The sequence below is a fragment of the Bacillus cereus group sp. BceL220 genome (genome assembly GCF_051776965.1).
Lineage (GTDB): Bacteria > Bacillota > Bacilli > Bacillales > Bacillaceae_G > Bacillus_A > Bacillus_A cereus.
In genome coordinates, this window is record NZ_JBPWBC010000003.1 from 209,640 (window position 1) to 232,025 (window position 22,386).

The window sequence follows — 22,386 nt, forward strand, 5'->3', positions numbered from 1 at the left end:
TCGACATAGGAATTTGAAGTTTGCTATAATGATTAGAATAGTTGCATTATTTAGAAAAATTTAAAAATAATAATTACTGCAACTAGGACATATTGTTTACTATGTGAACTTGTTCTTAATTTAGGGGGGAGGGTTTCACAATGGCAAGTGTATATGAAAATAGTTATATGATCGTTTTGATTTTCTTGCTATTAGGTATATTGCTGCCGGTAGTGGCTCTTACATTAGGAAGGATGCTGCGCCCAAATAAACCAAGTGCAGCAAAGGCGACGACGTATGAGAGTGGAATTGAGCCTTTTCACGATGCAAATATTCGGTTTCATGCTCGTTATTATATTTTCGCTTTATTGTTTGTGATCTTTGATGTAGAAACTTTATTTTTATATCCTTGGGCTGTTGCGTATGACAAGCTAGGTTTATTTGCATTAATTGAGATGCTCATCTTTGTTGTAATGTTGCTAGTTGGATTAGCGTATGCTTGGAAAAAGAAGGTGTTACAATGGTTATAAATTTTGAGGAATTACATCCAAATGAGCGAGCAGAATTAGAACGAAATATCTTTTTTTCTACATTGGAACAGTTGAAAGGATGGGCGAGGAGCAATTCTTTATGGCCGATGACATTCGGACTGGCGTGCTGTGCAATTGAAATGATGGGAGTAGGCTCATCACATTATGATTTAGATCGATTTGGGTCATTTTTTCGAACTTCACCAAGGCAATCGGACGTCATGATTGTATCGGGAACAGTAACGAAGAAGATGGCTCCTATTGTTCGGCGTTTATATGATCAAATGCCTGAACCGAAATGGGTTATTGCTATGGGATCTTGTGCGACAGCAGGTGGTCCGTATGTAAATTCATATGCTGTTGTGAAAGGTGTAGACCAAATCGTACCAGTTGATGTGTATATTCCTGGTTGTCCCCCAAATCCGGCTGCTTTAATTTATGGAATTAATAAATTAAAAGAAAAAATTCGTTACGAAGCAAAGACCGGGAAGCAGGTGACGAATAAATGAGTAATCCAAACAAAGATTTAGAGGATCTGAAAAAAGAAGCAGCTAGGCGTGCAAAAGAAGAAGCGAGAAAACGCCTTGTAGCGAAACACGGGGCGGAAATAAGTGAGCTTGAGGCAGAAGATCGAGAAAAAGAGAAAGCGCTACCAAAAAATGATGATATTACTATAGAAGAAGCAAAACGACGTGCAGCAGCGGCAGCAAAAGCGAAAGCGGCGGCGTTAGCGAAACAGAAAAGAGAAGGGACAGAAGAAGTAACGGAAGAAGAAAAAGCGAAAGCCAAGGCAAAAGCGGCAGCGTTAGCGAAGCAGAAAAGAGAAGGAACAGAAGAAGTAACGGAAGAAGAAAAAGCGAAAGTGAAGGCGAAGGCAGCAGCGGCAGCAAAAGCAAAAGCGGCAGCGTTAGCGAAGCAGAAAAGAGAAGGAACAGAAGAAGTAACGGAAGAAGAAAAAGCGAAAGTGAAGGCAAAGGCAGCAGCGGCAGCAAAAGCGAAAGCGGCGGCGTTAGCGAAACAGAAAAGAGAAGGGACAGAAGAAGTAACGGAAGAAGAAAAAGAGAAAGCCAAGGCGAAGGCGGCAGCAGCTGCAAAAGCAAAAGCGGCGGCGTTAGCGAAACAGAAAAGAGAAGGGACAGAAGAAGTAACGGAAGAAGAAAAAGAGAAAGCCAAGGCGAAGGCGGCAGCAGCTGCAAAAGCAAAAGCGGCAGCGTTAGCGAAACAGAAAAGAGAAGGGACAGAAGAAGTAACGGAAGAAGAAAAAGAGAAAGCCAAGGCGAAGGCGGTGGCCAAGGCAAAAGCGGCAGCATTGGCGAAGCAGAAAGCCTCGCAAGGTAATGGGGATTCGGGAGATGAAAAGGCCAAGGCAATTGCAGCGGCAAAAGCGAAAGCAGCAGCGGCTGCAAGAGCGAAGACAAAGGGAGCTGAAGGTAAGAAAGAGGATGAGCCAAAGCAGGAAGAACCGTCCGTAAATCAACCGCATTTAAATCAGTATGTTGAGGCTATTAGGGAGAAGTTAGGAGAGGGTGCATTAGTAGATTCCTATATTAATAAATTGTCAAAGGATGTGCCAACTCTTGTGGTGGATCCCGCAAAATATTATGAAGTGATGGAGTCACTGCGATTCCATGAGGGACTTGCTTTTGATTATATGTCAGAGCTACATGCGACGGATTTTGTGACACATATGGAAGTGTATGTTCATTTGTTTTCATATGGCAAGAAACAATCGGTAGCGGTGAAGGTAAAACTAGACCGGGAAGCGCCGCAAGTCGAGTCTGTGACAGCGCTTTGGAAAGGGGCTGACTGGCCGGAGAGAGAAGCGTACGATTTGCTAGGCATTGTATTTAAAGGGCATCCGAATTTAACGCGTATTTTAATGCCAGAGGATTGGGTAGGATATCCGCTTAGAAAAGACTATGAACCGTATGATGTGGAGGTGTAGCTATGATCCGCACGGAAGAGATGCTTTTGAATGTAGGACCTCAGCATCCGAGTACACATGGTGTGTTCAGGCTCGTAATTAAGATTGACGGGGAAATTATTAAAGAAGCTACACCGGTTATTGGGTATTTGCATCGCGGGACGGAAAAGATTGCTGAGAGCTTACAGTATACGCAAATTATTCCTTATACAGATCGAATGGACTATTTATCAGCCATGACGAATAATTACGTCATTTGCCATGCTGTAGAGACGATGATGGGACTTGAAATTCCAGAGCGTGCCGAATACTTGCGAGTACTTGCGATGGAGCTAGGAAGAATTGCGAGCCATCTCGTTTGGTGGGGGACGAATCTTCTTGATATAGGAGCGGTCAGCCCGTTTCTGTATGCGTTTCGTGAACGAGAGATGATTATAAATTTATTAAATGAATTATGTGGGGCACGGCTTACTTTTAACTATATGAGAGTTGGCGGTGTGAAGTGGGATGCGCCAGATGGTTGGATTGAAAAGGTGGAAGAGTTTGTTCCGTATATGAGGGAGCAATTAGCAGGTTATCATGATCTTGTTAGCGGTAATGAGATTTTCTTAAATCGTGTAAAAGGCGTTGGTATATATAGCGCGGAAGAAGCGATCTCGTATTCTTTAAGCGGAGCAAATTTGCGGTGCACCGGGGTAAACTGGGATCTTCGCAAAGATGAGCCGTATTCAATTTATGATCGTTTTGATTTTGATATTCCTGTTGGAAGCGTGGGAGATGCTTGGGATCGCTACGTTTGCCGAATGCAAGAAATCGAGGAGTCTTTAAAGATTGTTGAGCAAGCGGTTCAACAGTTCCCGAAAGATGGAGCTGTGCTGGCAAAAGTACCGAAAATTATTAAGGCACCTAAGGGAGAAGCGTTCGTACGTATAGAATCGCCGCGCGGAGAGATTGGTTGTTATATCGCAAGTGATGGAAAGAAAGAGCCGTACCGTTTGAAGTTTCGTAGACCATCTTTTTATAACTTGCAAATTTTACCGAAGTTATTAAAAGGTGAAAACATCGCTAATTTAATTACGATTTTAGGTGGAGTTGATATTGTACTTGGGGAGGTTGATGGCTAATGATTGAGACGCTCTTACAATCACCTTCAAGCTGGACGAATTTCTTCATTTTTTTCGGATTAGCGGTGCTTCTACTATTTGCAGTCCTTGGCTTCGTTACATATGGAATTTTGGCAGAACGGAAAGTGATGGGGTTTATGCAAGGGCGGATTGGACCAAACCAGGTTGGAGGCCGATTCGGTTTACTGCAAACGGTAGCTGATGTTTTAAAACTATTATTGAAAGAAGATAGTATTCCGAAAGCAGCAGATAAACCGCTGTTTATATTAGCACCTGTCATTGCATTTGCGCCAGCATTTATGGTGCTTGCAGTTATCCCGTTCACTGATAAATTTCAATTTGCAGATATTGGAGTCGGGCTACTTTATTATATTGCTGTTTCCGGTATTACGACGATAGGTGTTGTAACTGGGGGATGGGCATCAAATAATAAATATTCCCTTTTAGGAGGGATGCGTGCGGCAGCGCAAATGATTTCTTATGAGATTCCGCTCGTAATGAGTGTAATTGGTATCGTTTTGCTAGCTGGTAGCCTGAATTTAAATGAGATTGTAGCAGCGCAGGAGAAGGTTTGGTACATTTTCGTACAGCCAATTGGCTTCGTTGTTTTCTTAATCGCAGCAGTGGCAGAGTTAAATAGGACACCATTCGATTTGCCAGAAGCGGAGTCAGAACTTGTTTCTGGATATCATACGGAATACTCAGGTTTTCGCTGGGCGTTTTTCATGCTTTCAGAGTACGTATATTTCTTCGGGATGGCATCGTTAATTACAGTGCTCTTTTTAGGCGGATGGAATCCAGTCATGTTTCTTGGATTTATCCCAGGTGCCGTATGGTTTGCTTTGAAATTTAGCAGTGTAGTCTTTCTATTAATTTGGTTCCGCGTCACGTTCCCACGTATAAGAGGTGACCAGTTAATGGAGTTTGGATGGAAAGTATTATTGCCGATTGCACTTGCAAATATTTTCTTAACGGCATTGATTAAGGAGTTATTCTTCTAATCTATGAGGGGGGTGCCAGTAAGAGATGAAAGGACTATTTAAAGGATTAAAATATACATTAAGTAATTTGAGCAAGAAGAAGGTAACGTATGATTATCCAAATCAGCCGTTGCCGTTGCCAGACCGTTTTCGGGGGATTCAAAAATTTTATCCGGAGAAATGTATTGTTTGTAATCAATGCTCTAACATTTGTCCGACAGACTGTATTCAGCTAACAGGAAAGAAACATCCAGATCCTACGAAAAAAGGAAAAATTATCGACACGTATGATATTAATTTTGAAATTTGTATTCTTTGTGATTTATGTACAGAAGTTTGCCCGACAGAGGCAATTGTCATGACAAATAACTTTGAACTCGCGGAATATTCACGTGATGACTTATTTAAAAATTTGCAGTGGCTTGACGAAAACGACGAAAACGTCAGGAAGGAGAATAAGGCATGAATGGCGAGTTTGTAGCATTCTTTATACTATCCTTGTCTGCAATTATCGGCGGTGTTCTTATGTTGAACTTAACGAAAGTTATGCACATGATGCTAGCTCTCGTTCTGACATTTCTCAGCATTGCAGGTTTGTATTTTCTTTTATCAGCTGAATTTATAGGCGTTGCACAAATTTTACTTTACTCTGGTGCAATCACAATTATTATGATTTTCGGCATTATGTTAACGAAACATAACGCGGAAAATGAATCGCGTCTTACTCTTCGAAAATGGATTATCTTCTTTGCAGTTGTAGCATTTGGAGCGGTTATGTATTTCGCTGTTAATAATGTTGATTTTGCAAATGAAAGCACACAAGGAAGTTTACCTCTCCATGAAAACAACACACTTCAAATCGGTACGCTTCTCTATTCAAAATATATTATTCCATTTGAACTAACTTCAGTTATTTTACTTGTAGCACTCGTTGGCGCGATTATACTTGCGAAAAAGGACGAGAAAGAGGAGGATTCCAATGAGTAGCGTTCCGGCTTCTGCATATTTAACACTTGCGATTATTTTGTTTTGCATCGGTCTATTTGGAGCTTTAACAAAGCGGAATACAGTAATCGTATTAGTTTGTATCGAATTAATGCTAAATGCTGCCAATTTAAACTTAGTGGCGTTTAGTAAATTAGGCTTATTTCCGAATTTAACAGGTCAAATTTTCTCACTGTTTACGATGGCTGTAGCGGCAGCAGAAGCGGCAGTAGGACTCGCTATTTTAATTGCTTTATATCGTAATCGTACGACAGTTCAGGTGGATGAAATGGATACGCTCAAAGGATAGCATTGTGACCGAAAAAGGGGGAAGGAAACAATGATCGATTATGCATGGCTCATACCGCTTTTCCCACTCGTTTCGTTTTTGTTACTTATTATATTCGGGAAGAAAATTAGAGAAGGAAGCAGCGTACTTAGTATTTTTTTCGTCTTTCTCTCCTTTATACTTGCGGTACTTGTGTTAATAGAAAGGTTTTCAGAAGCAAGCGTGAAGCATAAGTGGGTGTGGCTTAGAGCTGGAGATGTGGATATATCATTCGGCTTTGAGGTGACTGCATTAGGAGCTTTAATGTTATTTATCGTTACGCTTGTGAGTCTGCTTGTACATGTGTATTCGAAAGGTTATATGAAAGGTGATGAACGATTACCAACCTTTTACGCATATTTAGGACTCTTTACATTTGCGATGTTAGGGCTTGTTATATCAACAAATTTATTACAGCTTTATATATTTTGGGAATTAGTTGGCCTTGGCTCATTTTTACTTATCGGTTTTTATTTCTTTAAAGAAGAAGCGAAGGCTGCTGCAAAAAAGGCTTTTATTATGACCCGTATTGGAGATGTTGGTTTATTTATCGGGATGATTTTAATTTTTTGGTACGCAGGTAGTTTTGAATATGACGCAATATTTAGGGCGATTTATACAGGGGATCTACCTCCTTATATGATTACAATAACGGCGATATTAATTTTTATCGGGGCGATGGGGAAATCAGGTCAGTTCCCGCTTCATACGTGGTTGCCAGATGCAATGGAGGGGCCAACGCCCGTTTCAGCACTTATTCACGCGGCGACGATGGTCGCAGCTGGTGTATATTTAGTAGCGACGATGTTCCCTCTATTTTCAGCAAGTACAGTGGCGATGCAGACCGTGGCTATCGTTGGAGCTTTCACTGCAATCTTTGCGGCCTCTATCGGTCTCGTGCAAACAGATATAAAGAGAGTACTTGCTTATTCTACAGTTAGCCAGCTTGGATATATGATGCTTGCGTTAGGTTCTGCAGGTTATGTAGCCGGTGTCTTCCATTTAACGACACATGCTTTTTTTAAAGCACTACTATTTTTGGCAGCAGGAAGTGTAATTCATGCAGTGCATACGCAAAACATTAATAAAATGGGCGGTTTACAGAAGAAGATGAAAGTAACTGGTACGCTATTTCTAATAGGTACCCTTGCCATTAGCGGTGTTCCGCTCCTTTCCGGTTTTTTCAGCAAAGATGAAATTTTAGCGGCGACTTGGATGAATGGCAATTACGTTTTATTTACTTTAGCAGTAATTGCGGCGTTTTTGACAGCGTTTTATATGTTCCGCCTATACTTTCTTGTCTTTACCGGAGAAACGAAGACGAAGGAAGATGTGCATGAGTCGCCCCGCGTTATGACGTATCCAATGATTGTTCTCGGCGTTCTCGCAGTAGTGGCAGGATATATAAATACACCATGGTTTGGTACGTTTCTCGGAGATTGGTTGACGAAAGATGTAGGGTTTAAGGTTGAAGAAGCGCATGGGCCAGTTTGGATTATGATTGTTGCGACGCTCGTTTCATTTGCGGGAATCGCTCTTGCATATTTCATATATGGCAAGAAATCAATTTCTAGAGATTGGGCTGGGGGTACGGAAACCTCGCTTTATAATCTTTTGAAAAAAAAATATTATGTGGATGAACTATACAACATGACGGTGATCCCTATTACGAAAGGAATCGCTCATGTGCTTCGCTTATTTGAAGTGTATGTAGTCGAGGGAATTGCAGTTTTAATTGGAAGCGTAGTTAAAGGCACAAGTAATCTTGGATCGAAACTTCAAAACGGGAATGTACAAGTGTACGGTACCGTAACGGCGGTTTCGCTCGCTGTACTCGTTATTATTTTGCTCTATACAGGAGGGGATTTACGATGAATGATTTGTTGTTAACGTTCTTCATTTTTTCCCCGCTTTTAGGAATTTTATTGCTTGTACTAACACCGAAAAAGGAATTGCGTACAGTGCGGGCGCTTGGCTTATTTGGGACGGCACTTCCATTTGGAATCGCTATCGTCCTCGCTTGTACATATGCTTCTGGAAAGAGTTTGTCACTATTTGATGAAAAGGTGAAATGGATTAAGTTCGGGGATTTTACAGCGGTGGATAAAAGGTGGTTTTCTATTTATTACGAGCTCGGTATTGATGGTTTGTCGCTTGTTATGATGGTGCTGACAGCTCTTCTAGCGATGCTCGCAGCAATTGCAGCCTTTTCTATTAAAAGAAATTTAAAAGCATTTTATATGCTGTTACTCATGCTAGAAATAGGGATGCTCGGCGTCTTTGCTGCTCAAAACTTAATGTTGTTTTTTATCTTCTTTGAAATTACGTTGCCACCAATGTTCTTATTGATTGGGAAGTGGGGAAAATTGTCGAGCGAAAAGGCTGCGTATAGTTATTTAATATATAACGGTATTGGCTCAGCTATTTTGCTCATTGTTTTTTCAATTTTGTTCGCGAAAACAGGTACAACAAATATTGTGGAGCTAAAAGAGATATTAAGAAGCGTAAGTGCAGAAGGAGAACTCGTCATCCCAAGTAGCTTGCAGCTTGGCGTATTTATCGCCATAATGATTGCCTTTGCAATTAAACTACCTGTTTTTCCGTTGCACCGCTGGATGGTCAATGTGCACATAGAAGCGCATCCAGCTGTAGTTATGCTTCATGCTGGTGTTTTGTTAAAGATTGGAGCGTACGGTATTATTCGCTTCGGGAAAGGGCTATTCCCGGAATATTTTCACGATGTTGCAACGCTAATTGCGATATTAGGTGTAATTAATTTATTATATGGTGCCTTTTTAGCGCTCATCCAAACGGACTTTAGGAAAGTACTGGCTTACTCTAGTATTTCGCATATGGGAATTGTTTTAATGGGGCTCGCGGCACTTAATGCACCGGGTACACAAGGGGCGTTATTCCAGGTTGTATCGCACGGTTTAATTGCAGCCTTGCTGTTTTTCTTACTCGGTGTTATAGAACAACGTTTCGGAACATCAGACATTACAGCGCTTGGTGGACTCGCAAAAAGTGTCCCAGTACTTAGCGGCTTCTTCTTAGCAGGAGGAATGGCATCGCTTGGATTACCAGGGATGTCTGGGTTTGTTAGCGAATTTCTTGCCTTTCTCGGTTTATTTCAAGGAGAGCCCGTCATTGCTGCAGTCGGTGTGATTGGCATCATTTTAACCGCTGTATATGTATTAAGGGCGACACTTCAAGTGACATTTGGAAAGAAAGAGTGGGAAGCAAAATCTGATATACATGGATGGGAGTATGTCCCTGTCTTACTGCTTATCTTTTGTATTATTGCAATTGGAGTTATGCCAGAGATACTAGGGGATCCGCTTCAAAATACATTGAAAACATTGGGGGTGAAGTAGGATGGATATGAATACGTTACTTAGTTTATCGTGGCATCTAATGGTGCCAGAATTTATTATTCTCGGGGCTGCCATCCTTCTTTCCATATGTGATTTGTTTTTTAAGCTGAACCATAGATATGTAGCTCTTGGTGCGATTGCTGCCATCGTATTAGCGATTGTGTCATTAATTACGCTATATAGCGAACCAGCTGGAGATATTTTAAATGGATCGTTTGTGTTAGATGGATTTTCAAAAGGGTTTAAAACGTTGTTATTAGGCGCCTCAGCTCTCATTTTATGCATCGCAATGAGCGATGATAAGAAGAATCCGATTGAAGATAAGGGCGAATATTATTACTTATTTTTAATGGCACTTCTTGGTGCGATGTTCATGGCTTCTAGTGTTGACTTTATCACCCTTTTCGTTGGTTTAGAGTTACTTTCACTTTCTTCCTATATTTTAGTAGGAATACGAAAAAAGAGCCGTGCATCAAATGAAGCGGCAATGAAATATGTCATTAGCGGAGGAATTGGAACGGCGATCACGCTCTTCGGAATGAGTTATTTATACGGTATTACAGGTTCAACTAACATTGTAGATATGCAAAAGGTACTCACTGGGGAGCTCGCTAGTGGTATTCAGTTATTGCTAGCACTCGCATTTCTTTTATTGCTAGTCGGTCTCTCATTTAAAATTGCCACAGTGCCGTTTCATATGTGGGCACCTGATGTGTATGAAGGAGCGACTACACCTGTTACCGCTTTTCTTGGAACGATTTCTAAAATTGCTGGGTTCTTACTCATTATTCGTTTGTTCCTTATGGTTTTTGCAAGTGTATTAATACAAGGAGATATGCAATCTTTATATGGGCATATGAGTATATATATTGCGGTGCTAGCAAGTATTACGATGATTGTTGGGAATGTAGTCGCGTTAAAACAATACAACATAAAACGTTTATTTGCTTATTCAGGCATTGCGCATGCTGGGTATTTGCTCGTTCCACTTGTGGCATTATCACCATTTACGCTGGATAGCATGTGGTTTTATATGCTGGCATACATGCTTATGAATATAGGCGCATTTGCCATTATCCACGGCTTAATCTTACAAAACGATAAGGAAAACATAACGATTTTCACCGGATTATATAAGAGGTCACCATTTGCAGCGATCATGATGACAATCTTTATTTTATCGCTGGCCGGGATACCAGGGACGGCTGGCTTCATTGGAAAGATTAACATCTTTTTAGGCGCGCTTCATGTAGAGCCAGCACATTACGTACTAGCTTCGATTATGATGGGTACGACAGTTGTTTCATTCGTATATTATTTCCGTATTTTACAACAAATGTTTTTCCGCACCGGAGAGACAGAAGAGAGGATACGGTTACCATTAAATATAAAGGTGGTTATGAGTCTTTGTGCAATTTCGATTGTAATACTAGGGATTATGCCGATGATTGGGTACAATTTCTTTTATGAATATTTTCCATTAATGAAAGATTTCTTCTTCTTAGGGAACGTGGTACAATAGTGAAAATAAAAGGTGTGGAGTCAGTACTCTGCGCTTTTTATTTTGTGTTAACTTGTAATGTAGATATACGTTTTTTGAAAGAAAATCACGATGTAAAATGTAAGATGTCTATGTGCATTTGAAAAAGTGTGGTTCCTACTTATTATGGTATCGTTTTTATATTCTTTCATAAGTAGTAGCTGAGTAAAAAGGGGTCGATTTTTTGGCACAACTTTTAGGGCAACAAGCACTGATTGCCATTGTTTCGCATTTATTGTTTATTACCATTACGTGGTGGGCTTTGCAAGGCATTCACATTGAGCGTTTAATGAAGTCCGGAAAAGTGCTGCAGACGCGAGTATTACTCATCTTAATTACAATTGCAATTGGGACATCTGTAAGTAACTTTTTCCTTGATTATTTAGGCTATTCGAAGAGTTTAACGTATTTAGTAAAGTAAGTGTATAGAACCTCAAATCTCCGTTAACAATGGGGATAGGAGGGGATGAAATTGAAGCTTAAAGCCATTCTTATTGTTGCACTTAGTGTTGTTTTATTTTTGGTTGGATATAGAGAGATGAAACCGATAAGCGATGAACAGAAAATGGAGAGCATGATTAAGGCTTTAGAGAAAAATGATGCTAAAGTAGAAAAATGGTCATGGTTAGCTAGAGAAACAAAAACAATTTCTAATATACATACGTTTCAAAAGTTGTTAAACGATGTGAAGGACAAGGCAAATATTCAAAAGTGGGAAGTAGAGCAATCTCCAGATGGATATAAAGCTACATCCTATAAAAAGTTTGCTTCTCATGAAGAACGAGTAGTAGTAACTTGGAGTAAAGAAAATACTAAAGAAAACACTTTCATTATCTTTGAAGTAAGTGGGGCGAAATGGGACCCGAAGTATGTTCAAAAAGTAAATAAAATTTTTAGTGAAAAACCTATAATTTACACTTGTGTTCAAGGTGTACTGAATGATAAGATTGAAGGTGTTTTGCAAAATAAAACCAATCAGGTTTTGAAAGATCTTTCAGCAAGAGCGATCGAACAAGTAGAAGAAAGAGCATTTGTGTCAGTCTCCGCATACAATAAAAAGTGGGATGACGCTCTTTCAACAAATAGAGAGAAAATAAATGTGCAAATAGCAATACGTTCTACAGACAACAAAGATACAATTGTGGTTGGCACACCGATCATAACTTCTGAGTATTGAGTGAATAGATACTGAAAAAAGGACACGGAGGGGAATAATTTGGAAAAGATCATCGTCCGTGGCGGAAAGCGGTTAAACGGCACAGTGCGTGTTGAGGGCGCAAAAAATGCTGTATTACCTATAATCGCTGCAGCCCTATTAGCGAGTGATGGAAAGAATGTACTATCTGAAGTACCAGTTTTGTCTGATGTATACACAATTAATGAGGTATTACGTCATTTAAATGCTGAAGTCGTATTTGAAAATAATCAAGTAACAATCGATTCTTCTAAAGAACTAAACATTGAAGCACCATTTGAATATGTACGTAAAATGCGTGCATCTGTTCAAGTAATGGGACCATTATTAGCACGTAATGGTCGTGCTCGTATTGCACTTCCTGGTGGATGTGCAATCGGTTCACGTCCAATTGACCAACATTTAAAAGGCTTCGAAGCAATGGGAGCAAAAGTACAGGTTGGTAACGGTTTTGTTGAGGCATATGTTGAGGGAGAACTAAAAGGAGCTAAAATCTACTTAGACTTCCCAAGCGTAGGCGCGACAGAAAACATTATGTCTGCAGCTACATTAGCAAAAGGGACAACAATTCTTGAAAACGCAGCGAAAGAACCAGAAATCGTTGACTTAGCTAACTTCTTAAATGCGATGGGAGCGAAAGTACGCGGAGCTGGAACTGGAACGATTCGTATCGAAGGCGTTGATAAATTATATGGTGCAAACCACTCTATTATTCCTGACCGTATTGAAGCGGGAACATTCATGGTTGCAGCAGCAATTACTGGTGGAGACATCTTAATTGAAAATGCTGTACCTGAACATTTACGCTCAATTACAGCGAAAATGGAAGAAATGGGTGTTAAAATTATTGAGGAAAACGAAGGTGTACGTGTTATCGGCCCAGATAAGTTAAAAGCGGTTGATATTAAAACTATGCCTCACCCAGGTTTCCCAACAGACATGCAATCACAAATGATGGCATTATTACTACAAGCTGATGGAACAAGCATGATTACAGAAACGGTATTCGAAAACCGCTTTATGCACGTTGAAGAATTCCGTCGTATGAATGCTGATATTAAAATTGAAGGTCGTTCTGTTATTATGAACGGTCCAAACAGCTTACAAGGTGCTGAAGTAGGCGCAACTGATTTACGTGCTGCAGCTGCATTAATCTTAGCTGGTTTAGTATCAGAAGGTTATACTCGTGTAACTGAGTTAAAACATCTTGACCGTGGTTATGTAGATTTCCATAAGAAATTAGCTGCATTAGGTGCAACTATTGAACGTGTAAACGAAAAAGTAGAAGAAGTGAAAGAACAAGAAGTTTCTGATCTTCACGCTTAATTGAAATAGTCTCTATGTCTTTTGACATAGGGGCTATTTTTTTGGGTTATTACTGTTATAGTCAATAAATTCTATACTTATGCACGTACCAGTAAAAATATTTAGAAAATTTCCGTTTTATGCTCTTCCCCCTTAAGTATGTTCTAAAAGAAAGAGTTGTTCCATAAGAATGAATGGAGTAAAGCTTTTATATTGGGGGAAAATAGGATGAAATTTTCAAAGCCACTTTTTATTACAGTAGCGCTCTTAATAGCGCTCGTTATCATTGTACCTGCAGCCCTTGTTATCCCATTTGCGAAAGCGAAAGTAGGGGAAGAAACGGCCTCTAAAACTCCTCCAGCGATAGAAAGTATACCAGCTCCAGGAAAAGTAGATACAGCGGTTCAAGTTGCTGTATATCGTGAGAAACAAAAGAAGGTAGAATCATTACCTATGGAGGAGTATGTGACCGGTGTAGTAGCTTCTGAGATGAATGCCAGTTTTGAAATAGAGGCACTAAAGGCACAGGCATTAGCAGCAAGAACATTTGTAGTACAACGTATGCTAAGCGGAGGAAAGAAAAATAATGCAGACGTGACAGATACGGTGAAAGATCAAGTGTACAAAAGCAAAGATGAATTGAAGAAGCAATGGGGCAATAACTACGAAAATAATTTGAAGAAAATCGAAGAAGCTGTTTCGAAAACAGCAGGACAAGTTTTAACGTATGATGGAAAACCAATTTCAGCATCCTTCTTTTCAACGAGTAATGGCCGAACAGAAAATGCGGCTGATTACTGGGGAAATGATTATCCGTACTTAAAGAGTGTAGATAGTCCGTGGGATCAAGCTTCTCCGAAATTTACGAGCGAGCAAACATTTACAGTAGCTGATTTTCAAAAACGTCTCGGTGTGAAGGTGCTAGCAGACGGGAAGGTTGGAAACATTAAAGACCTTACGGAAGGAAAGCGCGTAAAGGATGTAGCTTTTCAAGGAAAAACATTAACAGGAAAAGAAGTTCGTGAAAAGTTAGATTTACGTTCTTCTGATTTCACGTGGAAACAACAAGGAGATAAAATCATCGTTACGACGAAAGGCTTCGGTCACGGCGTTGGTATGAGTCAATACGGGGCGAACGGCATGGCAGCGGAAGGAAAGAAATATACAGATATCGTCGCTCATTACTATAAAGGCGTTGAAATAAAGACGATGAATGATTATGAAGGAAAATTGATGGTGAAGAAATAGGTGTCAGAACTCTGGCACCTATTTTTTCTGTTTAAAATATCATAATTTTCCATTAATTGTTTGATATAATAGGATAAAAAGGCATTTGGGGGAAATGAAATGGCGTTACTAGAGTTGAAACAATTAGGGAAGGCGAACCAGTTACCGGCAATTGAGCTAGAGGTGGAGAAGGGACAATGTATTGTTTTGCAATGCAATAATCATACAGCTAAAGTGTTACACCGCATCATTATTGGTGAAGAAGAGGCGTCGACTGGCAATGTACTGTTTGAAGGGGAAGCAATTGGAAAGAAAAATTATTCCCGCATCGGTTTTTGTTTTTTGAAAGATGAGGCATATGATCGTTTGAAGGTGAAAGAATACTTTAAATTTTTATTAGGGCTTTATGAATCAAAGATAAGTATAGAAGAAGTTGTGCAGTCTGTTGGTCTCCTAGATAAACTAAACGTTAAAATAGAAAAATTATCATTTTCAGAGAAACGCCGTCTTCATATCGGGCGAGTGATGATTCATAATCCGGATTTAGTTATTTTGGAAGAGCCAGAGCAAAATGTAGATATAGAGAGTACGGTTATTATTCGAAAAGCAATCATGAAAATGAAAGAACAAGGAAAGGCGATTTTTATTACGTCATCTTTCCTATCGGATGCCCTTTCGTTAACGGAAGATGTATATATACTAAACAATGATGGTGTGAAAAAAGTAGAAATTGAACAAGAGGAAGCAGAAAAAGTCGATGAAGAGAAGGTCGTTCAAATAATTCCGCAAATGAAGTTAGAAAGAATACCTGCGAAAGTGAACGATAAAATCATTTTACTTGATCCGATGGAAATCCATTTCATTGAAACGCAAAACGGAGTGACACATATTCACGTTCGTGAAGGGGATTTTGTATGTGCATTAACATTAAGCGAACTAGAAGCAAGATTAACAGGTTTTGGTTTCTTTAGATGTCATCGTTCGTATCTTGTGAATTTACAAAGAGTGCGAGAAGTGATTACTTGGACTCGTAACAGTTTTAGCTTAATTTTAGACGACGAAAGAAAAAGTTCAATCCCGCTTTCAAAAGGACGAATGGATGAATTAAAAGGTGTTATTGGACTATAAAAGTGCTCCAATAAGCTCAACATGCGATTCATTCACCGGTAAAAATACTCCTTTTACCGGTATTTTAATGCGCCTACCCTTTGTTTTTCATATGATTGAGTCAAGAAAAGCGAAACAAACGAACGAAAAGCGCTAAAGCGACTTTCATCTATAAAGAAGAAAAACAAAGGGGATGAAGAAATGACATTGGCAATTGAAATGAAAGATGTAATGAAAAGTTTCAACGGAAAAACGGCACTTCGAAATGTAAATATTGAGGTGAAGCAAGGAGAGATATTCGGATTCCTCGGACCGAGTGGATCTGGTAAGACGACAACAGTAAAAATTTTAACTTCTCAATTGCTTCATAGTGTTGGAACGGTAAGAGTATTAGGGAAAGATATTACAGGACCAAGTAGCATCGAGTACAAACGAATTGGTATTTTAACAGATAACAGCGGCTTATATGAAAGACTTAGCATTTATGATAACTTATTATTATTTTGTGACTTATACGATTGTAAAAAAGAAAGAATCGATGAAGTACTAACACAAGTAAATTTATTAGATGATAAAAAAACACCAGTAAAGAAACTATCAAAGGGAATGAAGCAACGCGTCACACTGGCAAGAGCAATCCTTCATAAACCAGATATCCTCTTCTTAGACGAACCAACATCTGCACTCGATCCAGTAAACGTACAAAACATTCATAAAATCTTAAAAGACTTAAATGAAGAAGGAACGACAATTTTCTTAACGACTCACAACATGGATGAAGCAGAAACGCTTTGTAACCGTATTGCCTTCCTTTGTGGCGGAGAAATTGTAGCGCTGGATACGCCAGAGAACCTACGCTTACAATACGCTAAGGATCAAATAGAGGTCGTATTAAAAGATAAACAAAAAGAAGTAGTGCAAAAAGATGAATTAGGTGCAAAACGTATTTCAGAATGGATGAACAAAGGAGAATTACTATCCATTCATTCACACGAACCAACGCTAGGTGATATCTTTATTGAAGTTACTGGGAGGGGATTATAATGACTTTTTCAATGAGACGTGTATCAGCTATTTTTAGAAAAGAAGTACAAGATTTTAAGACAAATTCACAAGTGTTGTTAATGGCATTTTTACCAATTATACTTTCATTTTTGTTTAGCAGATTTGGAGTGGGAAAGGAAATGTTAGGCATTACTACTATAACAGCCTTCCTATTTGTCGCAGGCTTTGTTCAATCTATGGTAATTGCAGAAGAAAAAGAAAAACATACATTGCGTGTATTAATGCTATCACCAGCATCTTCGGTTGAAGTTCTACTTGGAAAAAGTATATTAACAGCATGTTTGACATTGGGCATTTGTATTGTGAACTTATTTATTTTGAATCAATTCAGTGGAAATCTATTATTGCTAGGATTTATTTTCTTATGTGGAACAATTCTATTTATTGTGATTGGAACAATGATTGGATTGTTAGCTGCATCTGTACCACAAACATCAATAATTGGAATGCCGATATTAATGACGATGTATTTGGCTGTACAGTTTGAGCCAATGGTTGAAAATAAAGTAATTAAGACGATGATTGGATATCTTCCAACATCTCATATTGTGAAAGCACTTAACAGCTTAGTAGGTGGGGCGGGATTTAGTAGTATTAGTGGGCATGTATTAAATGTTGCAGTTTGGCTTATTATTGCGCTTATTGCATGTTTAATCGTATATAAGAAGAAACAAATGGACTAAAAACTGAGCCGAAACGCTCAGTTTTTTCTTTTTTCTATCATTTCCTCGGAAATTTTACATTTCTTATACATATTTTTACAAATTTTGTCGAAAAGTAATTAGTTATACGTTGTATAGGATACGTAAATATTGTTCAAAATGATTGCTGAGGTGATGATGGAATGCGAGGAAGAAATAATAAAAAGTCGCAAAAGGTAGTACATTTATTTCAAAAAAGATGGGTGTTTCCGGCACTATACATTGCTTGTGCAGCGGTAATCTTAATGGTTGCGCTATGGTTCCAAGGAGCTAATCCGAAGAAGACTCCAAACCACGATCAAGCAACACCGTATACACAATCGGAAGATCCAGCAGTACCAGTAACGAAATCTTCAGAAGTAGTGAAAATGCCAGCTGCCGCGAATGCGGAAGTAGTCGTACAAAAGAAATTCTATGAAGATGCAGCAACTGAGGCGGAACAAGAAAAAGCACTTGTCTTTTATAACAACACATATTCCCCAAACAAAGGAATTGACATTGCTGCGAAGAATGGAAAAGAATTCAATGTTGCCGCTGCTTTAAGTGGTACAGTAACGAAAGCTGAAAAAGATTCACTTCTTGGTTATGTTGTAACAGTTGATAGCGGAAATGGTGTAGCGGTATCTTATCAAAGCTTAGGCAGTGTGAAAGTAGAAAAAGGTGCAAGAGTTGCACAAGGTGAAGTATTAGGAACATCCGGTCTAAGTGCAATGAATAAAGAGGCAGGCTCTCACGTTCACTTTGAAGTACGTAAAGACAATGTGGCTGTGAACCCTGAACGTTACTTAAATAAATCAGTAACAGAAATCAAAGCTGATGCAGGTGCTGCAAAGGCTACGAATGCTTCTGGTAAAAAAGCTGATGATAAATCTCAAAAAGAAGAGAAGTCAACGAGCACGAAACCAGAAAATAAAACAGAAGACAAGTCTCAAAAAGAAGAGAAATCAACAAGCGGTTCAACTAGTGACAAAAAAGAAGAACCGAAGAAAGAAGAAAAATCAACAAACGGTTCTACAGAATCATCTAACGATTCTTCTTCACAAGAATAAGAAAGTGAAAAAATCAGTTCTCATCAAGAGAATTGATTTTTTTATTTTTATATAAAAATAATCAATTTCGAGAAAAAAGTTGTAAAAACAAGGAAAAATGACGAGATTCTCGAATATATATTACAAAAGGGAGGGGATACTGTGTCATTTTTGTTTGTTCTGTCGACTGCTATTATTTTATTGTTTGTTTTATTCACTTTATATTATTATATTGCCGGTAAGAAAGAGGTTCCCCACCATCAGTTGTTAGAAGAAGAATTGGAACGAGAAGAATGACGCCTTTTATACAAGGTGTCATTTTTTTTGGCCATAATAGTCAGTTTTAACGTATTTCTCACAAAAAAACGTAATTTTTCTTAACTTAGTCCGCAAAAATAGTGAACATGTAGCATATATCAGTAGTGCGGGCAATACAATGGTATAAACCAAAGCAAAGAGAGTGTTTGAGGTGAGAAATCGTGAATCATTTCATTATAAATCCAAGAATGTTTAACGCTTACAAACAGCACTCACACTTACTTCTTAGTCGTATGCAGCGAGGCTCATTTCACCCTTCTCACATCCAAATTAGGGAGGCGAGTGGTGTGCACGATTACATCAAAGAGAGAACTATCAAGATTGGTAAGTATATCGTGGAGACAAGAAAGACAGTGCGTGTCATTGCAAAGGAATTTGGGGTATCAAAGAGTACAGTCCATAAAGATTTAACAGAACGTCTACCAGAGATTAATCCAGAGCTCGCAAATGAAGTAAAAGAAATTCTTGATTATCATAAGTCTATTCGTCATTTAAGAGGTGGAGAAGCAACAAAACAAAAGTATAGAAAAGAAGATGTAGAGAAGCCTGTACGTCAATAATGTTACAGTAGCAAACATTCCGTTCACATTCGGTAATATTTTTCAGAAGAATTCTTTTTGCGAATATTACGTTTCTGTTAAATTTATGATAAAATCAGAAATTAGGTGAAAAGAATTCGGGTGTAACCTGATTTTGAATATCGAGGAGGAAAAAACGGGAATGTTTGCGCGAGATATCGGAATTGACCTAGGTACGGCTAACGTATTAATTCATGTTAAAGGTAAGGGTATTGTATTAAATGAGCCATCTGTTGTGGCCATTGATCGTAATAGTGGTAAAGTATTAGCAGTCGGTGAAGAAGCGAGAAGTATGGTGGGACGTACGCCTGGTAATATTGTAGCAATTCGTCCACTTAAAGATGGTGTAATCGCAGATTTCGAAATTACAGAAGCAATGTTAAAGTATTTCATTAACAAATTGGACGTAAAGAGCTTCTTTTCAAAACCTCGTATTTTAATTTGTTGTCCAACAAATATTACATCAGTAGAACAAAAAGCAATTCGTGAAGCTGCTGAACGTTCAGGTGGTAAAACAGTATTTTTAGAAGAAGAACCAAAAGTAGCCGCAGTTGGTGCTGGTATGGAAATCTTCCAACCAAGCGGTAACATGGTTGTTGCTATTGGTGGAGGTACAACAGATATCGCTGTACTATCTATGGGTGATATTGTTACCTCTTCCTCTATCAAAATGGCTGGCGATAAGTTTGATATGGAGATCTTAAACTATATTAAACGTAAGTATAAGCTATTAATCGGAGAACGTACTTCAGAAGATATTAAAATTAAAGTTGGTACAGTATTCCCAGGTGCACGTAGCGAAGAACTTGAAATTCGCGGACGTGACATGGTAACAGGCTTACCACGTACAATTACAGTATGCTCTGAAGAAATTACAGAAGCATTAAAAGAAAATGCAGCTGTTATTGTACAAGCTGCAAAAGGTGTATTAGAGCGCACACCACCAGAATTATCTGCAGATATCATTGACCGCGGTGTTATTCTAACAGGCGGTGGAGCTTTACTACATGGTATCGACATGCTTCTAGCAGAAGAACTAAAAGTACCAGTATTAATTGCTGAAAACCCAATGCACTGCGTTGCGGTTGGTACAGGTATTATGTTAGAGAATATCGACAGATTACCAAAGCGTGCTTTGAGATAATTTGAAAGAACTAAGGCTAATGCCTTAGTTCTTTTTTTTGTTTTTATATTTTTTTATTTTGTTTTTTTGCGAAAATGGAAGGAAAATAGAGAAATATGAAGGAAACAGGTAAAATATTCATATATATGGTTAAATTTAATATTTCCTTAATTGAAAACGTTTATAATATAATGAGTCGAATACGACATTAAGGCAAATAATGTTTCAATACATATTGCCTTTCCCTAATTTGGGCATACACTCCTTTCCACCTCCGTGTCAGTTGCAAAAATGTGCAACTATCTTAATGGAATAGAGTGTGTGCATTTTTTTTTAGGAAGTTGTGCTAAATATAAAATGTTACTTTGTAATGACAAACAATAAACAAAATGGGATAATAGCAATATGTCCAATTGGTAAGACCAATATTACAAAAGGGGCGATTGTTACATGCTAAATATAGAACAAATTAAAGAAATCATTCCTCACCGCTATCCATTTTTACTTGTTGATAAAATATTAGAAGTAGATGAAGGAAAAAGAGCGGTTGGGATTAAAAATGTATCCGCAAACGAAGAATTCTTTAACGGACACTTCCCTGACTATGCAGTTATGCCTGGTGTACTTATTGTAGAAGCATTAGCACAAGTCGGAGCAGTTGCAGTATTAAAGAAAGAAGAAAACCGCGGAAGACTTGCTTTCTTTGCAGGTATCGACAATTGCCGTTTCAAAAAACAAGTACGCCCAGGTGATCAGCTTCGTCTAGAAGTAGAAATGACACGCGTACGCGGCCCAATTGGAAAAGGAAAAGCAATCGCAACAGTAGATGGTGAAGTTGCATGTGAGGCAGAAATTACATTTGCGATTGGTGATAAAAAAGAATAGATAGTACTAAAAAATCTCCTTGTGAAAAGACAAGGAGATTTTTTAATTTCTGCTATATAACGATGAAACGATAATATACAAACTAATCAGAAAATTACTTGTAAATAGATGGGAATTACCATATACTTACTTTATTGTTTATCTAGAAAACAGGATAAGTGATAAAGGTAATAAAGAAATAAGGGCATTGTCATATTGTTAAGGTACTTAAATAAGACAAAGTAGAATGTTATTGATTATGATAAAATGTGGGGAAATCAGCAAGAATATTAATTAGACGTATGAAATCGAGCATAAGAGAGAGAAAAGGGAAATGTCGCATTTCACAAAAGGAGATTATGAATATGTTCGGGAGAAAGAAAAGAAAACCATTACGACAATTAATTACACATAAAGAGCCTAAATCGCGTATTACAGAACAATACCGTAACATTCGTACAAACATTGAGTTTACATCTGTAGATAATCATGTTCGTTCTATTATTGTTACTTCAGCAGATCCAGGTGATGGGAAAACAACAACAATTGCAAACTTAGCAGTTGTTTTCGGACAGCAAGGAAAGAAAGTTTTATTAATTGGAGCTGACTTGCGTAAGCCGACGATACAAAACTTATTTGCCATTCATAGTTCAAATGGGTTAACAAACTTATTATCAGGACAAGCGAAACTTATGCAATGCATTCAAAAAACAGATATAGAGAACGTATACTTAATGGCAGCAGGTCCAATCCCGCCAAATCCAGCAGAACTATTAGGGAGCCGGGCGATGGACGAGGCGTTGCTAGAAGCATATAACATGTTTGATATTATATTAATTGACACACCACCTGTCCTTGCGGTTACAGATGCACAAATACTTGCGAATAAATGTGATGGAATCGTACTCGTTGTACGAAGTGAAAAGACGGAAAAAGATAAAATCGTAAAAGCGAAACAAATATTAGATAAAGCATCAGGAAAACTACTTGGAGTCGTTTTAAACGATAAAAGAGAAGAAAAAGAGCAATATGGTTATTACTAAAATATAAAAAGCCAACAAAATTTTTGTTGGCTTTTTATTGTTTTCTGAAAATTCTTTATCAAGTTACAC

Annotated in this window: 24 protein-coding genes; all 24 read left to right on the top strand. The window is 38.4% G+C overall.

Annotated features, from left to right (window positions below; translation table 11 throughout):
* The first annotated feature begins 140 nt into the window (after positions 1 to 140).
* The 24 genes from nuoA (at position 141) to ACS2FK_RS10220 (ending at position 22,317) form a co-directional block, all read left to right on the top strand.
* Entirely contained in the window at positions 141 to 509 is a 369-nt protein-coding gene (gene nuoA, locus ACS2FK_RS10105; protein ID WP_000179273.1) for an NADH-quinone oxidoreductase subunit NuoA, read from the top strand.
* Positions 500 to 1,018 (top strand): NADH-quinone oxidoreductase subunit NuoB, encoded by a 519-nt coding sequence (gene nuoB / locus ACS2FK_RS10110; protein WP_000236331.1) that lies wholly within the window; start codon positions 500 to 502, stop codon positions 1,016 to 1,018. The genes nuoA and nuoB overlap by 10 nt, the downstream gene beginning before the upstream one ends.
* Positions 1,015 to 2,454 carry an NADH-quinone oxidoreductase subunit C gene (locus ACS2FK_RS10115; RefSeq protein WP_202836858.1) on the top strand — a complete coding sequence of 480 codons (1,440 nt, stop codon included), beginning with the start codon at positions 1,015 to 1,017 and terminating at the stop codon, positions 2,452 to 2,454. Before nuoB ends, ACS2FK_RS10115 begins: the two co-directional genes overlap by 4 nt.
* Positions 2,455 to 2,456: 2 nt before the next feature.
* Complete coding sequence (gene nuoD, locus ACS2FK_RS10120; RefSeq protein ID WP_000621434.1) at positions 2,457 to 3,557, top strand: NADH-quinone oxidoreductase subunit NuoD; 1,101 nt, start codon at positions 2,457 to 2,459, stop codon at positions 3,555 to 3,557.
* Positions 3,557 to 4,558, top strand: a complete 1,002-nt coding sequence (gene nuoH / locus ACS2FK_RS10125; RefSeq protein WP_000573426.1) for an NADH-quinone oxidoreductase subunit NuoH — start codon at positions 3,557 to 3,559, stop codon at positions 4,556 to 4,558. Before nuoD ends, nuoH begins: the two co-directional genes overlap by 1 nt.
* A 25-nt stretch (positions 4,559 to 4,583) precedes the next feature.
* Complete coding sequence (nuoI, locus tag ACS2FK_RS10130; protein WP_000677191.1) at positions 4,584 to 5,003, top strand: NADH-quinone oxidoreductase subunit NuoI; 420 nt, start codon at positions 4,584 to 4,586, stop codon at positions 5,001 to 5,003.
* A complete protein-coding gene (locus ACS2FK_RS10135; RefSeq protein WP_001012812.1) occupies positions 5,000 to 5,524 on the top strand; it encodes an NADH-quinone oxidoreductase subunit J in 525 nt (174 codons plus the stop codon). Before nuoI ends, ACS2FK_RS10135 begins: the two co-directional genes overlap by 4 nt.
* Positions 5,517 to 5,831, top strand: coding sequence for an NADH-quinone oxidoreductase subunit NuoK (nuoK, locus tag ACS2FK_RS10140; RefSeq protein WP_000100079.1), 315 nt, complete (start codon positions 5,517 to 5,519; stop codon positions 5,829 to 5,831). Before ACS2FK_RS10135 ends, nuoK begins: the two co-directional genes overlap by 8 nt.
* A gap of 30 nt (positions 5,832 to 5,861) precedes the next feature.
* Positions 5,862 to 7,724, top strand: a complete 1,863-nt coding sequence (gene nuoL / locus ACS2FK_RS10145) for an NADH-quinone oxidoreductase subunit L (protein WP_063549155.1) — start codon at positions 5,862 to 5,864, stop codon at positions 7,722 to 7,724.
* Positions 7,721 to 9,223 carry an NADH-quinone oxidoreductase subunit M gene (locus tag ACS2FK_RS10150; protein ID WP_063549153.1) on the top strand — a complete coding sequence of 501 codons (1,503 nt, stop codon included), beginning with the start codon at positions 7,721 to 7,723 and terminating at the stop codon, positions 9,221 to 9,223. Before nuoL ends, ACS2FK_RS10150 begins: the two co-directional genes overlap by 4 nt.
* A gap of 7 nt (positions 9,224 to 9,230) precedes the next feature.
* Positions 9,231 to 10,745 (top strand): NADH-quinone oxidoreductase subunit NuoN, encoded by a 1,515-nt coding sequence (gene nuoN / locus ACS2FK_RS10155; RefSeq protein WP_063549388.1) that lies wholly within the window; start codon positions 9,231 to 9,233, stop codon positions 10,743 to 10,745.
* A 202-nt stretch (positions 10,746 to 10,947) separates the two neighbouring features.
* Complete coding sequence (locus ACS2FK_RS10160) at positions 10,948 to 11,184, top strand: DUF1146 family protein (protein ID WP_000057889.1); 237 nt, start codon at positions 10,948 to 10,950, stop codon at positions 11,182 to 11,184.
* Positions 11,185 to 11,235: 51 nt separating this feature from the next.
* Positions 11,236 to 11,940: a YwmB family TATA-box binding protein gene (locus ACS2FK_RS10165; RefSeq protein WP_000767913.1), complete on the top strand. Its 705-nt coding sequence runs from the start codon at positions 11,236 to 11,238 to the stop codon at positions 11,938 to 11,940.
* Between the two features lie 39 nt (positions 11,941 to 11,979).
* Complete coding sequence (murA, locus tag ACS2FK_RS10170) at positions 11,980 to 13,284, top strand: UDP-N-acetylglucosamine 1-carboxyvinyltransferase (RefSeq protein ID WP_000411275.1); 1,305 nt, start codon at positions 11,980 to 11,982, stop codon at positions 13,282 to 13,284.
* Positions 13,285 to 13,491: 207 nt separating this feature from the next.
* The gene (gene spoIID, locus ACS2FK_RS10175; protein ID WP_000672651.1) at positions 13,492 to 14,511 is read left to right on the top strand and encodes a stage II sporulation protein D; all 1,020 of its coding nucleotides are present in this window, start codon (positions 13,492 to 13,494) and stop codon (positions 14,509 to 14,511) included.
* A 99-nt stretch (positions 14,512 to 14,610) separates the two neighbouring features.
* Positions 14,611 to 15,618, top strand: a complete 1,008-nt coding sequence (locus ACS2FK_RS10180; protein ID WP_053563319.1) for a LytTR family transcriptional regulator DNA-binding domain-containing protein — start codon at positions 14,611 to 14,613, stop codon at positions 15,616 to 15,618.
* Positions 15,619 to 15,798: 180 nt separating this feature from the next.
* Positions 15,799 to 16,641 (top strand): ABC transporter ATP-binding protein, encoded by an 843-nt coding sequence (locus tag ACS2FK_RS10185; protein ID WP_063549151.1) that lies wholly within the window; start codon positions 15,799 to 15,801, stop codon positions 16,639 to 16,641.
* A complete protein-coding gene (locus ACS2FK_RS10190; RefSeq protein ID WP_063549149.1) occupies positions 16,641 to 17,345 on the top strand; it encodes an ABC transporter permease in 705 nt (234 codons plus the stop codon). Before ACS2FK_RS10185 ends, ACS2FK_RS10190 begins: the two co-directional genes overlap by 1 nt.
* Before the next feature lie 161 nt (positions 17,346 to 17,506).
* Positions 17,507 to 18,412, top strand: a complete 906-nt coding sequence (locus ACS2FK_RS10195) for a M23 family metallopeptidase (protein WP_001214922.1) — start codon at positions 17,507 to 17,509, stop codon at positions 18,410 to 18,412.
* Positions 18,413 to 18,553: 141 nt separating this feature from the next.
* Positions 18,554 to 18,688, top strand: coding sequence for a hypothetical protein (locus ACS2FK_RS10200; protein ID WP_000008903.1), 135 nt, complete (start codon positions 18,554 to 18,556; stop codon positions 18,686 to 18,688).
* Between the two features lie 308 nt (positions 18,689 to 18,996).
* On the top strand, positions 18,997 to 19,269 hold the full coding sequence (spoIIID, locus tag ACS2FK_RS10205) for a sporulation transcriptional regulator SpoIIID (protein WP_000544012.1): 273 nt from the start codon (positions 18,997 to 18,999) through the stop codon (positions 19,267 to 19,269).
* Positions 19,270 to 19,429: 160 nt separating this feature from the next.
* Positions 19,430 to 20,431: a rod shape-determining protein gene (locus ACS2FK_RS10210; RefSeq protein ID WP_063549147.1), complete on the top strand. Its 1,002-nt coding sequence runs from the start codon at positions 19,430 to 19,432 to the stop codon at positions 20,429 to 20,431.
* 429 nt (positions 20,432 to 20,860) lie between these two features.
* Entirely contained in the window at positions 20,861 to 21,295 is a 435-nt protein-coding gene (gene fabZ, locus ACS2FK_RS10215; protein ID WP_000931959.1) for a 3-hydroxyacyl-ACP dehydratase FabZ, read from the top strand.
* A 344-nt stretch (positions 21,296 to 21,639) separates the two neighbouring features.
* Entirely contained in the window at positions 21,640 to 22,317 is a 678-nt protein-coding gene (locus ACS2FK_RS10220) for a CpsD/CapB family tyrosine-protein kinase (RefSeq protein ID WP_000467945.1), read from the top strand.
* The last annotated feature ends 69 nt before the right edge of the window (positions 22,318 to 22,386 follow it).